The sequence below is a fragment of the Bradyrhizobium sp. SZCCHNRI1009 genome, assembly GCF_032487575.1.
Lineage (GTDB): Bacteria > Pseudomonadota > Alphaproteobacteria > Rhizobiales > Xanthobacteraceae > Bradyrhizobium.
Genome location: NZ_JAUEUL010000015.1, coordinates 82,296 through 96,038, shown reverse-complemented (window position 1 = coordinate 96,038; position 13,743 = coordinate 82,296). Strand labels below are relative to the sequence as shown.

The following is a 13,743-nucleotide window of genomic DNA, read 5'->3' as shown; positions in this document are numbered from 1 at the left end:
CGGTCATCCGATGTCATTGCGGACCATTTGATGCGCTCCCTTCGCTCGCGGCTGTCGGCGCTCTGGCTCATGCTGGCAGTTTCCGGCGCGGCGACGGCGTATCTTCTTGTCGAGTCGTTCCAGCAGTCGAACGACGCCCGCGTGGCGCGCGCGCAGGACCTGGTCACGCGCGGCTGCCGCGACATCGCCGACCGCTATCAGTTCTTCGTCTCGGGCTGGCGCGGCGCGCCGGTCGACGACAACCTGAAGCAGGACCTCATCCCGCTGGTGCAGTCCGCCTTGGCCGCGACGCCCGGCGTCGAAGGCGGCATCTGGCAGACGGAGACCGGGTCGCTGGCCTACGCCTATCCGACCTACGAAGGCACCGGACCCAAGACCGACCTGCCGGCAGCCGAACTCAGCGTGATCAAGCAGATCAACAGCGACGCGCAGCGCAGCGGCCGCCCCTTCACGACAAAGAATGCCGGACGGTCGCAGACCCTGATCGTTCATGCCTGCCCATTGCGCGGTCCGCTCCAGAACGTCACCGCCTGGACCATGACCCGCGCCGCCGCGGCCGAAGGTCCGGCCTACACGCATCTGCTGATCGGGCTGATCGTGCTGGCGGCGACGCTGCTCGGCTCGGCGATCTGGCTGGCCTGGATCCTGGTGTCGTGGTCACGCCGCATCGGCATGATCGAGACGGCGCTGGGCGAGCCGACGGACAATGCCGACCTGCCGCAACTGCCGCACACCGGCGCCCGCGAGCTCGACCGCCTCGTCGACGCCGTCAACGATGCCGGCCATCGCCTCTCGGCGGAGCGCATGCGCGCAACCGCCGCCGAGCGCCTCGCAGCCGTCGGCCGGCTGTCGGCCACGCTCGCCCACGAGATCCGCAATCCGATCGCGGCGATGCGCCTGAAGGCGGAGAACGCGCTCGCCTCTCCCGACCCTGCGCGCAAGGCCGGCGCGCTCGAAGCGATCCTGCAGCAGGTGGCGCGGCTCGACGCGCTGCTGCGCGATCTCCTGGCGATGACCCAGGCGAGCCAGCCGAAGACCCGTCCCGTCGAGCTCGACGACTTCCTGCAGGCCACGATCGAAGCGCACCGCGATGTTGCCGCGCGCCACGGCCAGTCGCTCCGCGCCGTCGCGCCCTCCTCCGCGCGGTGCTGCTTCGATCCCGCGCAGCTTCAGCGCGCGCTCGACAATCTGATCCTCAATGCGATCCAGAACACGCCCGAGGGCGGCGAGATCGTCGTCGCAGCCGAGATCGCCGATGGACGCCTGCTGTTTCGCGTCACCGACAGCGGCCCGGGCATCGCCCCCGGCATCAGGGATCGCCTGTTCGAGCCGTTCGTCAGCACCCGCGCCGACGGCACCGGGCTTGGACTTGCCATCGTGCGCGAGATCGCACGCGCCCATCATGGCGATGCGCAGCTCGCCCCTGTCAGCACCGGCACCAGCTTCGAGATCTCCCTGCCATGGCAACCATCCTGATCGTCGACGACGATGCGGCGCTACGCGACGGGCTCGCGGAGACGCTGACCGATCTCGGCCACGAGGCGACCACGGCCGCCTCCGGCCGCGAAGCGATCGGCATGGTGTCTCCCGCGACCGACGCCGTGCTGCTCGACCTGCGCATGCCGGGGCTCGACGGCATCGAGACCCTGCGCCGCATCCGCGCCGACGGCGATGCGCCTCCGGTGATCGTGCTGACGGCCTATGCCAGCCCTGAGAACACGATCGAGGCGATGCGACTCGGCGCATTCGATCACCTGGTGAAGCCGATCGGCCGCGATGCCCTGCGCGAGCTGATCGCGCGGCTGCCGCCGCGCCGGTCTCAGCAGCAGGACACGGCCTGCGTCGACGACAGCGGGCTGATCGGCACCAGCGAGGCGATGCGCCGGGTGCAGAAGACGATCGGCCGCGCCGCCGATGCCGACGCCACGGTGCTGATCCGGGGCGAGACCGGCACCGGCAAGGAGCTGGTCGCGCGCGCGCTTCATGTCCACAGCCGGCGCAGCGCGTTTCCCTTCATTGCCGTCAACTGCGCCGCGATCCCGCGGGATCTGCTCGAGAGCGAATTGTTCGGCCACGTGAAGGGATCATTTACCGGCGCGAGCTCCGACCGCGTCGGCGCCTTCCGCGATGCCGGGTCGGGCACCCTCTTTCTCGACGAGATCGGCGACATGCCGCTGCCGATGCAGGCCAAGATCCTCCGCGCCCTGCAGGAGCGCGTCATCACGCCGGTCGGCGGCAAGCCGGTGAAGGTGTCGGCCCGCGTCGTCGCGGCGACGCATCGCGATCTCGCCAGGCTGGTCGTGAGCGGCGCCTTCCGCGAGGATCTGTACTACCGCCTCAACGTGATCCCGATCGAGCTGCCGCCACTGCGCGAGCGCGCCCAGGACATCCTGCCGCTGGCGAGCCATTTTCTGGCGCTGGCATCGGAGGGACGGCCGCGCCCACAACTGACCGACGCGGCCATCGACAAGCTCGCTCATGCGCCCTGGCCCGGCAATGTCCGCGAGTTGCGCAACGTGATCGAACGCGCCTGCGTGCTGACGCAAGGAGCCCTGATCGACGCCGACGATCTCGACATCACCGACGCGCCGCATGACGAGGAGACGGAGACTTCGACGGACCTGCCGGCGGCGGTGGCGCGGCTGGAAGAGCGCCTGATCCGCCGCGCGCTGGCGGCGTGCGGCGGCAACCGCACCGAAGCGGCGCGACAGCTCAAGATCAACCGGCAACTGCTCTACACCAAGATGCAGCGCTACGGTCTGGGTGACGAGCAGGCGTCAGGAAATCCGACGCGCGCCGTCGGGAAAGACGACGCCTAGCGCCCCAGCCTTCATGCAACCCATTGATTTGTCGTCGTCCGGCACTTGGCACGGCCGTTGCGAACCATCTTGCGTCACCCCTGCCAAAGGAGTTCCAGGATGACGCGAAAGATGACGCCGATCATGGCCGCGCTGATGCTCGCCGCAGCGGGCTGCGGCATGACTGCGGCCAGCGCCCAGGCACCACTGTCCCCGCCGGATGCGACGTGGGATGCATCGCAGCTTCCGGAGACACGCGGGATCGTCAAGCAATACACGCTGACGCCGCGCGGCGATGTCGACGGACTGATCCTCAACGACGGCACCGAGGTGAAGCTGCCGCCGCATCTGACGGCTCAGGTCGTGTTCACGATCCGGCCGGGCGACGGCGTCTCGATCCGCGGCCTGCGCGCCCGCGCGCTGCCGCTGGTCGACGCGGCCTCGATCACCAACATCGCGACCGGCAAGACCGTCGTGGACGACGGTCCGCCCGACCGCCCCGGCCGGCACGGCGCCGACCAGACGGTCAGCGGACGGATCGCCACGGTGCTGCACGGCAAGCGCGGCGAGGTCAACGGCGCGGTGCTCGATGACGGCACGTCGCTCCGCCTGCCGCCGCCCGAAGCCGAACGGCTGGCCGACTGGCTGCATCCCGGACAGACGATCTCGGTGCGCGGCGACCTGCTCGAGACCGCCCTCGGCAAGCTCGTCGACGTCAAGGCCATCGGCACCTCGCCGGATCAGATGACGGAGATCGACGGTCCGCGCCCGCCACGCGGCCCGAGGGGCGGCCCCGACCGGCTCGGCCCGCCGCCGCCTCCGCCGCGCGGCTGATCTCTTTCCTTTCGATCACGAACGAACGCACCACAGGAGACGAACATGCATTGGATCGATCCCGAAAGCCTGCCGCTCGTGAACGGCGTGCTCGAACGCTTCGTGCTCAATCCGCATGGCGAGGTCGACGGCTTCGTCATGCGGGCAAGCGACAAGGACATCCTCGTCCATACGCCGCCGCATATGGCGGCGGAGCTGACGCACCACATCAAGGCGGGCGATACGGTCGGCGCGCGGGGCGTCAAGCCGCGCGGGGCGCAACTGCTCGCGGCGGTCGCCGTGTCGGCTGAAGATGGCCGGCAGATCATCGACCACGGCCCGGACGAGGAGCGCGAGCACCCCAAGCACGACCATCACCGGATGGACGTCGAAGGCAAGGTGCGGCTGTCGCTGTTCGGCCCCAAGGGCGAGCTGCGCGGCGCGCTGCTGACCGACGGCACCGTCGTGCGCATCGGGCCGAAGGAAGCCAAGGAGATTGCCGAGCTGCTCGCGCCGAAAGCGACGCTGGCGGTTCGTGGCGACGGCATCGACACGCGCTTTGGCCGGGTCATCCACGCCCGCGAGGCGGGCCCGGACCTGAAGAGCCTCAAGCCGCTCAAGCATGGCCCCAAGAAGGGCCCTGAGCATGGTCCCAAGAACGGACCGAAGCACGGACCGAAGCACAAGCATGGGCCCAAGCACGATCACGCGCACGCGTGATCGCCTGCACTGACGCAACGAGGGACCGAGGCCTGAGAGCATGTCACAGGATGAGACTACCACGCGCCGGGCGCGCCGCGCGCTCGACGCCGCCAATTTCTTCCTGGCCGACGTGCGCGATGGCCTCGGGCCCTATCTTGCGATCTATCTCCTGACCGAGCAGAAATGGGACGAGGCCTCGATCGGCGTGGTGATGTCGCTGGCGACGATCGCCGGCATCGCCGCGCAGACGCCGGCCGGCGCGCTGGTCGACGCGACCAGGGCGAAACCGCTGGTCATGATCGTTGCCGCGATCATCGTCACGGCGGCGTCCCTGCTGCTGCCGCTGATGACGAGCTTCTGGCCGGTCGCGATCTCGCAGAGCATCGCCAATGCCGCCGGCGTGATCTTCGCCCCGGCGATTGCGGCTGTGTCGCTCGGGATCGTCGGCGCCAAGGCCTTCACGGCGCGCGTCGGCCGCAACGAGACCTTCAACCATGCCGGCAATGCCGTCGGCGCGGTGATCGCCGGGGCCGCCGCCTATGCGCTCGGACCATCGGCGGTGTTCTACCTGATGGCGGTCACGTCGGCCGGCAGCCTCATCAGCGTGCTCGCCATCCCCGAGCGCGCCATCGACCATGACGTCGCGCGCGGGCTGGCGCATCAGGCGGAGGGCAACCGAGCGGGCCAAGGCGAGCAGCCGTCGGGCCTGGACATTCTCCTGACCTGCCGTCCGCTGCTGATCTTCGCGGTCTGTGTCGCGCTGTTTCACCTCGCCAACGCCGCCATGCTGCCGCTCGTCGGCCAGAAGCTGGCGCTGCAGGACAAGAATCTCGGCACCAGCCTGATGTCGGCCTGCATTGCCGCCGCCCAGCTCGTGATGGTGCCGATGGCGCTGCTGGTCGGCGCCCGCGCCGACCGCTGGGGCCACAAGCGCTTCTTCCTGGCGGCGTTGCTCATCCTGCCGCTGCGCGCGGTGCTCTACACGCTGTCCGACGACAAGGCCTGGCTGGTCGGCGTGCAGTTGCTGGACGGCGTCGGCGCCGGCATCTTCGGCGCGATCATGCCGGTCATCGTCGCCGACCTGATGCGCGGCACCGGCCGCTTCAACGTCGCCCAGGGCGCGGTCATCACTGCGCAGAGCATTGGCGGAGCGCTGTCGACCGCGCTCGCCGGCCTGGTCGTGGTCCATGGCGGCTACAGCGCCGCATTCCTGGCGCTCGGCGCGGCTGCCGCCCTCGCCGTGATCGTGTGCTGGCTGCTGCTCCCCGAGACCGGTGGAGCAGAGGCCGCCCACCCGAACGCGGCGCCCCCGCCCGCTATCCCCGCCGAATGATTTGCTCTATCGATCCCCAATCATGTCCCTGCACGATACCTGGCTCGCCTACGCCATCATCATTCCCGCCATCGCCGGCGTCATCATCCGCCCCTTTCGGCTGCCCGAGGCCGCATGGGCCGCCGCCGGCGCGATCCTGCTGGTCGCGCTCGGCCTGCTGCCACCAGCCGATGCGCTCACCGGCATCCGCAAGGGCGTCGACGTCTATCTGTTCCTGATCGGCATGATGCTGATCGCCGAGCTGGCGCGCCGCGAGGGCCTGTTCGACTATCTCGCGGCCTATGCGGTGGAGCATGCGCGCGGCTCGCCGCAACTGCTGTTTCTGCTGGTCTATGCAGTCGGCACCCTGGTCACCGTGCTGCTCTCCAATGACGCCACGGCGATCGTGCTGACGCCGGCGGTCTATGCCGCGACGCGCGCCGCCGGCGCCTCGCCTCTGCCCTATCTGTACGTCTGTGCCTTCATCGCCAATGCCGCGAGCTTCGTGCTGCCGATCTCCAACCCGGCCAATCTCGTCGTGTTTGGCGAACGCATGCCGCATCTCACCGAATGGCTGCGCCAGTTCACCCTGCCCTCGATGGCCGCGATCGCGCTGACCTACGTCGCGCTGTGGCTGACCCAGCGCCGCGCGTTGCGCGAGGAGACGCTGCGCACCGATGTCGAGAAGCCGCATCTCAGCCGCGAAGGCCGGCTTGCCGCCCTGGGGATATTCGCCATCGCAGCGGTGCTGCTGACCGCCTCGGCGTTCGACGTTCAACTGGGCCTGCCGACCTTCGTCTGCGGCGTGGTCACAGCGGCTGCGATCCTGCTCGTCGGCCGGCAGTCGCCATGGCCGGTGATCAAGGGCATCTCATGGGGCGTGCTGCCGCTGGTCGGCGGCCTGTTCGTGATGGTGGAAGGTCTGAGCCGCGCCGGCGCGATCGGCCAGCTCAGCGCCTGGCTGCACCAGGGCGTGACGTCGTCGCCGCACGGCACGGCGTGGGCCGCGGGCCTGATCACCGCGATCGCCGACAACATCGCCAACAACCTGCCGGTCGGCTTGGTCGCGGGCTCCGTCGCCAGCAGCGATCACCTGCCGCATGGAGTCATCCGGGCGATCCTGATCGGGGTTGATCTCGGCCCGAACATCTCGGTCACCGGCTCGCTCGCCACCATCCTCTGGCTGACGGCATTGCGGCGCGAGAAGATCGAGGTGACCGCCTGGCAGTTTCTGAAGGTCGGCCTGATCGCGACGCCGCCTGCACTCATCGCAGCGCTGGCGGCGGCAATGTGGTAGTCAGCCCTCCTTGCCCTCATGGGCGGCGGTGAAGAAGTCGATCAGTCCGAAGGGTGCGTTGTCGCTGAGGCAAAGTTCCAGGATCCGGTGTGCGTCCACCGCGGCCGACTGGCTGCGCGGAAACAGCGCGTCCTCATAGGTGACGAGCGCCGCTTCGATGTCGCCGGGATGTGCGGCGATCGCTTGCGCCAGCTCAGCGCCGTCAAACATCGCCAGGTTCGCGCCCTCGCCGGCCGGTGGCGCCAGATGCGCGGCATCTCCGAGCAACGTCACGCCGGGGACGCGGTCCCATCGGTGGTCGTGCGGGAGCGCATGGATCATGCGCGGCACTGGCGGTGTATCGGCGTCGGCAATCAGCGCGGTGAGCGCCGGTGCCCATCCGTTGAATTCAGCCGCTACGCGCGCGGTCGCGGCACCGGCATCGCCGAAGTCGATATCAGCAATCCACGCTGCGTCACGCTTCAGCGCGACGTAGGCATGCAGAACGCTCCCCGCCTCGCGATGCGCGCAGATCCCCTTCCCCGGGGCGAGCGCGAACAGCGCACCGCCTCCGACCGCTTCGGCTGCCGCGGCGTGCCGCGTATCGGCGTCGTACAGATAGGTCTCGATGAAGATCGTGCCGACATAGTCGGGCCTGGCGTCCGACAGCAGCGGCCGGACCTTCGACCAGGCGCCATCGGCACCGACGAGCAGTTCGCTGCGTACGGTCGATCCATCCTCGAAAGTCAGTTCGTGCCGGCCGTCGCCGAGCGGCGCGACACCGGAGAGCTTCCTGCCCCATTGGACCGTGTCCGCCGGAAGCGAGTCGATCAGGATCTGCCTGAGATCGCCCCGCAGCACCTCAGGCCGTCCGCCCGTGCCGTCGTCGGGCGCCTCGAACAGCACCGTGCCGTGCCGGTCGAGCACGCGCGTCGCCTGGCCACCTTCATGGATGATGGCGCGGAACGCATCGGTGAGGCCGGCGACTTCAAGCGCGCGCTGTCCATCATGTTCGTGAATGTCGAGCTGGCCGCCCTGCGTGCGAGCACCGGCCGAGGACTCCGCTTCATAGACGGTCACGGCAATGCCATGGACGTGGAGGACGCGGGCGAGGACGAGGCCGCCGAGGCCCGCACCGACGATCGTGACTGGTGGCGTCATTGAAGCTCTCCCTTGGCATGAATGGAACATTGTTCCATTAGGTCTCAAGCCTTGGAACATCGTTCCATCCATGTCAAGATGATGTGCATGACATCCAGGACAAAACCGACCGAACGGCGGACGGACGCGCTCTCGAAAGAGCGGATCGTCGCGGCTGCGATTGCGATTCTCGACAGCGATGGCGAGAGCGCCCTGACCTTCCGCGCGCTCGCGGCGCGGCTTTCAACGGGCAGCGGTGCGATCTACTGGCACGTCGCCGACAAGAACGAGCTGCTGGCGGCAGCCGCCGACGATGTCGTCGCTCGTGTCATGACCGGTGTGGTCGCCGGCGGGACGCCGCGTGAGGCGATCCGTGCCATTGCACTTGGGATATTCGATGCGATCGACACCCATCCCTGGGTGGGCGCTCAGCTCTATCGCGAGCCGTGGCAACCCGCGACGCTGCAGATATCCGAGGGCATCGGCGGGCGCCTCCTGGCGCTCGGCGTCCCCGAACGCGCGCTGTTCGACTGCTGGTCCGCGCTGGCGAACTACATTCTGGGCGTCGCCGTGCAGAACGCCGCGAACGCACGCCTCGCCCCACCCGAGACGGATCGCGCGGCGTTCCTCGACGCCGTCGCCGCGCGCTGGGCGCAGCTCGATCCGGAAAAATATCCGTTCGTGCGAAAGGTCGCGGCACAGCTGCGCGGACACGACGACCGCGAGCAGTTTCTCGCCGGCATCGACTTGATCCTGGCCGGCATCGCAACCGTCAGATAGGCCGCCGCCGCGCCGGCACACCTGGCATAGGCGTGCCGGTGCGGCGTAAGCCTCAGCTCACGCGCTTGATGGCATCGCCCAGGATCGAAACCATCTCGTCGATATGGCTGCGCTCGACGATCAGGGGCGGCGACATCGCGAAGGCATCACCGGCCTGCCGCAGATAAAGGCCGTGCTCGAAGCAATCGACCATGACCTCATAGCCGCGTGCACCCGGCGCGCCTTCGCGCGGCGCCAGCTCGACCGCGCCCATCAGGCCGCAGTTGCGGATGTCGATCACGTTGGGCAGGCCCTTGAGCTGGTGGAGCACGTCCTGCCAATACTCGGCCATCGTGGCGCCGCGCGTGAGCAGACCTTCATCCTTGTAGATGTCGAGCGTCGCGATGCCGGCGGCGCAGGCGATCGGATGCGCTGAATAGGTATAGCCGTGGAACAGCTCAATCTGGCTCTCCGGCCCCGTCATCAGTCCATCGTGGACCTTGCGGCTGGCGAACACCGCGCCGCAGGGCACGGCGCCGTTGGTGATGCCCTTCGCTGTCGTCATCAGATCCGGCACCACGCCGAAATGTTGCCCCGCGAACGGCGCGCCAAGACGGCCAAAACCGGTGATGACCTCGTCATAGACCAGGAGGATGCCGTGCTTGTCGCACAATTGACGCAGCCGCTGCAGATAGCCCTTCGGCGGCGGCAACACGCCGGTGGAGCCCGGCACCGGCTCAACGATCACAGCCGCGATGGTCTCCGCGCCATGCAGCGCGACCAGCCGCTCGATGTCGTCGGCCTTGTCGGCGCCATGCTCCGGCTGGCCTTTGGAGAAGGCATTGCGGGCGAGATCATAGGTATGGCTGATGTGGTCGACGCCGGGGAGCAGAACGGGATTGAAGACGCGGCGGTTGTTGACCATGCCGCCGACCGACGTGCCGCCGAAGTTGACGCCGTGATAGCCGCGCTCGCGGCCGATCAGGCGGGTGCGCGTCGGCTGGCCGATCGCGCGCTGATAGGCCAGCGCGATCTTCAGCGCGGTATCCGCCGACTCCGAGCCGGAATTGGTGAAGAAGACGCGGTCGAGACCGGCGGGCGCGATCTCCGCGAGGCGCTCGGCGAAATCGAACGCGAGCGGATGGCCCATCTGGAACGAGGGCGCGAAGTCGAGGTTCATCAGCTGCCGCTCGACGGCGGCGGCGATCTGCCGACGGCCGTGACCGGCATTGACGCACCACAGGCCCGCCGATCCATCGATCACCTTGCGGCCGTCGACGGTCGTGTAATGCATGCCTTCCGCGCCACTGAACAGGCGCGGCGCCGCCTTGAACTGCCGGTTGGCCGTGAACGGCATCCAGAACGATTCGAGTTGGACGGAGTTCGGAATCTGGCGAGTGGTCACGGCGGGGCTCCTCTGCTGCGGCAGGTTAGCCGGACCACGTTCGCAAAAATACAACAAGTCCTTTTCTTGTGTCTCGTAACCTGTTGATTTATCGAACATCGACGGGTCATATTTGCGCGATCCGCAACATCAGCAACAGGGATTTGGGGTGAGCATCGATCTAGGCGAGCGGCTGCGGTACGTTCGAGCGCGCCACAAGCTGTCGCAGCGCGAACTGGCCAAGCGCGCCGGCGTGACCAACTCGACGATTTCGCTGATCGAGTCCAACCAGATGAATCCGTCGGTCGGCGCGCTCAAACGCATTCTCGACGGCATTCCGATGGGACTGGCCGAATTCTTCGCCATCGAACCGAAGCGGCCACGCAAGGCGTTCTATCGCTCCGATGAATTGACCGAGATCGGCAAGAAACCGATCTCCTACCTCCAGGTCGGCGACAATCTGCTTGGCCGCAGCCTGCAGATCCTGAGGGAGCGGTACGAGCCGGGCAGCGACACCGGACGGGTGCTGCTCGTGCACGACGGCGAGGAAGGCGGGATCGTGATCAGCGGCCGGCTGGAGGTGACTGTCGAAGACGAACGCCGCATCCTCGATCCTGGCGACGCCTATTACTTCGAAAGCCGCCGCCCGCATCGATTTCGCTGCGTCGGCGCCACGCCGTGCGAAGTCATCAGCGCCTGCACGCCGCCGACGTTCTGAACGCCGGCAGGCCCCTCCCGGCCACAATGCCTTTCGTGCGTGGACCACCGGCCTGGGCATCTTCAGGCGATCTGCCAAAGATGGCAACGAACCCGTTTCATCTTTTCCAAAGCCGTGCGTCCGAAATGTCTCGACCGGTGGCCAATCTCTTCGGCAAAGCGGCAACCGCTGCCAGCATTCGTGCCGCCGGCGCTGCTCACAGCGCCCGCGGCAGTTGCAGTGTTGTTGAGACGCGTTATGCCGCAGCCTCGTAGTTGACCGCGGTCTCCGCGATCTTGGTCAGGCTTTCGTCCGTATTGCGCTCTTCATTCAGCGTCTGGTCGAGCAGCTTGGCGGCCTTTGGCAGGTTGAGCTTGAGCGCCCAGGCCTTCAGGGTGCCATAGCGCGACATCTCGTAGTGCTCGACCGCCTGCGCTGCAGCAAGAAGGCCGGCGTCGAGCGCCTGCGTCCCCTTGTACTCGTCCATGATCTCCTTGCCCTCGTCGATGATGCCCTCGATCGCATCGCACTTCTTGCCGCGGGCAGGCTTGCCGATCAGCTCGAAAATCTGCTCGAGCCGCTCGATCTGGCCTTCGGTCTCCTCCTGGTGCTTCTCGAACGCCGCCGCCAGCTTCTCCGACTGCGCCGCCTTGGCCATTTTCGGCAACGTCTTCAGGATCTGCTTCTCGGCGTAGTAGATGTCCTTGAGGGTATCGAGGAAGAGCTCGTTGAGGTCTTTGTCGGCAGGCATGGTATGCTCCCTGAATTGTGTGAGCCGACAACCGGGAAGCCACACCCTGGTTCCTGCCGCGGACTACCGCTCGACGAAAATCCTGTCCGGAGCGGTGCCGATCGGGCGCGAGCCCCTTGTAACAAAACTGTCACCCGGCAAAACTAAAGCTCTTCCCTGCGGCGAGACGCCGCGATTCCGCCGATTGCTTTTCAGGAGTTTTCAATGCGCCGCCCGCTCGTGCTGCTGTGCGCCGGACTGACCCTGCTGTCGTCCAGTGCCGCTTTTGCGCAGAACGCCACGCCCCATAACCTGATCCTGTTCATTCCCGACGGCCTGCGCGCGCTGAAGGTGACGCCGGAGACGGCGCCGGCCATGGCCGCTGTTCGCGACAAGGGCGTCAACTTCAAGAACTCGCACTCGCTGTTTCCGACCTTCACCATGGCGAATGGCTCGGCCATGGCGACCGGCCATTATCTCGGCGACACCGGCACGTTCTCGAACACGATCTTCACCGGCTACACCTCGGCGCCGGCCGGCAACACTGTCGTGCCCTTCATCGAGAACGACGCCGTGCTCGGCGACATCGACGAGCATTTCAACGGTGACTACCTCAACGAGGACACCATCCTGAAGCTCGCCCGCAAGGCCGGTTATTCGACCGCCGCGATCGGCAAGCTCGGCCCGACCTATCTGTTCGACCACACCGGCTGCCCTTGCAAGCCCGGCGCCACCTCCTCGATCGTAATCGACGACTCCACCGGCAACAAGAATGGCGTGCCGCTGACCGACGAGGTCAAGGACGCCCTGACCAAGGCCGGCCTGGCGCTGGCAACGCCGTCGCGCGGCGATAACGGCAAGGCGGGCGACGCCAAGACGCCGGGCACGACCTCGGCCAACGTCGCGCAACAGGCCTACATGGTCGACGTCGCCACCAAGGCGGTGCTGCCGATGTTCAAGGCGCGCAACAAGCCGTTCGTGCTGGTGTTCTGGTCGCGCGACCCGGACGGCAGCCAGCACAATCACGGCGACAGCTTGAACACCATCACGCCGGGCATCAATGGCCCGACCTCGATGGCCGGCATCAAGAACGCCGACGACAATCTGGCAGCGCTGCGCAAGGCGCTCGATGATCTCGGCCTGGCGGCCTCGACCAACATCATGGTCCAGGCTGACCACGGCTTCTCGACCATCTCCAAGGAGAGCAAAACGAGTCCCTCCGCCAAGGTCAGCTATGACGACACGCCGAAGGAGTTCCTGCCAATGGGCTTCCTGGCGATCGACCTCGCCAAGGCGCTCGACCTGCCGCTGTTCGACCCGAACGACAAGAACGCGGCGGTGCCCGAAGGCAAGCACCCCAAGGCCGGCAATGGCGTGCTCGGCAAGGACCCGGCCAAGCCCGATCTCGTCGTCGCCACCAACGGCGGCTCCGACTTGATCTATTTGCCCAACAACGACAGGAAGCTCGCCCGCCGCACCGTCAAGGCGCTGCTGGCGCAGGACTACGTCTCCGGCATCTTCGTCGACGACAAGCTCGGCGAGATCCCGGGCACCTTGCCGCTGTCGCAGATCAACCTGCAGGGCAAGGCGGTGACGCCGCATCCGGCGATCGTGGTCAACTTCCGCACCTATGTCGCGCCGGGTTGCGACCAGCCGTCCAACTGCCAGGTCGAGGTCGCCGACACCGTGCTGCGCCAGGGCCAGGGCATGCACGGCTCGTTCGGCCGCGGCGATACCTACAACTTCATGGCGGCCATCGGTCCGGACTTCAAGGCGGGCTTCGTCGATCCGCTGCCCGTCAGCAACGCCGATGTCGGCGCCACCGCCGCCAGGCTGCTCGACCTCAAGGTCGCTCCGAAGGGCAGGCTGATCGGCCGCGCCATGACCGAGGCGATGCCGAACGGCGCGACGCCAAAGGCTGTGTCGGACGTCGTCAAATCGGACCCGGGAGCCGGCGGCCTGCGCACCGTGCTGAAGCTGCAGCGCGTCGGCACCCAGCGCTATTTCGACGCCGCCGGCTTCCCCGGCCGCACCGTGGGGCTGGATGACGAGGCGCCGAAGCAGAAGGCCGCGGCGAAGTAGTCAGTCGATCGCCAGTACTTCCATGCGATCACCGGAGTGCCCCGCGAAAG

Annotated in this window: 12 protein-coding genes; 9 read left to right on the top strand and 3 right to left on the bottom strand. The window is 67.3% G+C overall.

Annotation, left to right across the window (positions count from 1 at the left end):
* The first annotated feature begins 30 nt into the window (after nucleotides 1-30).
* From QX010_RS23470 to QX010_RS23445, 6 genes are all read left to right on the top strand, one after another.
* Nucleotides 31-1,476, top strand: coding sequence for a HAMP domain-containing sensor histidine kinase (locus tag QX010_RS23470; RefSeq protein ID WP_316182143.1), 1,446 nt, complete (start codon nucleotides 31-33; stop codon nucleotides 1,474-1,476).
* Nucleotides 1,461-2,819 carry a sigma-54 dependent transcriptional regulator gene (locus QX010_RS23465; RefSeq protein ID WP_316182142.1) on the top strand — a complete coding sequence of 453 codons (1,359 nt, stop codon included), beginning with the start codon at nucleotides 1,461-1,463 and terminating at the stop codon, nucleotides 2,817-2,819. The genes QX010_RS23470 and QX010_RS23465 overlap by 16 nt, the downstream gene beginning before the upstream one ends.
* A gap of 111 nt (nucleotides 2,820-2,930) precedes the next feature.
* The gene (locus QX010_RS23460) at nucleotides 2,931-3,632 is read left to right on the top strand and encodes a hypothetical protein (RefSeq protein ID WP_316182202.1); all 702 of its coding nucleotides are present in this window, start codon (nucleotides 2,931-2,933) and stop codon (nucleotides 3,630-3,632) included.
* 45 nt (nucleotides 3,633-3,677) lie between these two features.
* Complete coding sequence (locus QX010_RS23455; protein ID WP_316182140.1) at nucleotides 3,678-4,331, top strand: hypothetical protein; 654 nt, start codon at nucleotides 3,678-3,680, stop codon at nucleotides 4,329-4,331.
* 40 nt (nucleotides 4,332-4,371) lie between these two features.
* Entirely contained in the window at nucleotides 4,372-5,646 is a 1,275-nt protein-coding gene (locus QX010_RS23450; protein WP_316182138.1) for an MFS transporter, read from the top strand.
* 22 nt (nucleotides 5,647-5,668) lie between these two features.
* Complete coding sequence (locus tag QX010_RS23445) at nucleotides 5,669-6,922, top strand: arsenic transporter (protein ID WP_316182136.1); 1,254 nt, start codon at nucleotides 5,669-5,671, stop codon at nucleotides 6,920-6,922.
* On the opposite strand, the gene QX010_RS23440 is transcribed toward QX010_RS23445, so the two are convergent.
* A complete protein-coding gene (locus tag QX010_RS23440; protein WP_316182200.1) occupies nucleotides 6,923-8,062 on the bottom strand; it encodes an NAD(P)/FAD-dependent oxidoreductase in 1,140 nt (379 codons plus the stop codon).
* Nucleotides 8,063-8,149: 87 nt separating this feature from the next.
* On the opposite strand from QX010_RS23440, the gene QX010_RS23435 reads away from it, so the two are divergent.
* Complete coding sequence (locus tag QX010_RS23435) at nucleotides 8,150-8,821, top strand: TetR/AcrR family transcriptional regulator (protein WP_316182134.1); 672 nt, start codon at nucleotides 8,150-8,152, stop codon at nucleotides 8,819-8,821.
* A gap of 52 nt (nucleotides 8,822-8,873) precedes the next feature.
* On the opposite strand, the gene QX010_RS23430 is transcribed toward QX010_RS23435, so the two are convergent.
* Nucleotides 8,874-10,157, bottom strand: coding sequence for an aspartate aminotransferase family protein (locus QX010_RS23430; protein ID WP_316182198.1), 1,284 nt, complete (start codon nucleotides 10,155-10,157; stop codon nucleotides 8,874-8,876).
* A gap of 196 nt (nucleotides 10,158-10,353) precedes the next feature.
* Between QX010_RS23430 and QX010_RS23425 the strand changes: the two genes are divergently transcribed.
* Nucleotides 10,354-10,902 carry a cupin domain-containing protein gene (locus tag QX010_RS23425; RefSeq protein WP_316182196.1) on the top strand — a complete coding sequence of 183 codons (549 nt, stop codon included), beginning with the start codon at nucleotides 10,354-10,356 and terminating at the stop codon, nucleotides 10,900-10,902.
* Between the two features lie 235 nt (nucleotides 10,903-11,137).
* Here QX010_RS23425 and QX010_RS23420 read toward each other — a convergent pair whose 3' ends face one another.
* On the bottom strand, nucleotides 11,138-11,632 hold the full coding sequence (locus tag QX010_RS23420) for a ferritin-like domain-containing protein (RefSeq protein WP_316182132.1): 495 nt from the start codon (nucleotides 11,630-11,632) through the stop codon (nucleotides 11,138-11,140).
* Nucleotides 11,633-11,836: 204 nt separating this feature from the next.
* Between QX010_RS23420 and QX010_RS23415 the strand changes: the two genes are divergently transcribed.
* Nucleotides 11,837-13,693, top strand: a complete 1,857-nt coding sequence (locus tag QX010_RS23415) for an alkaline phosphatase family protein (protein WP_316182130.1) — start codon at nucleotides 11,837-11,839, stop codon at nucleotides 13,691-13,693.
* Nucleotides 13,694-13,743 lie beyond the last annotated feature (50 nt).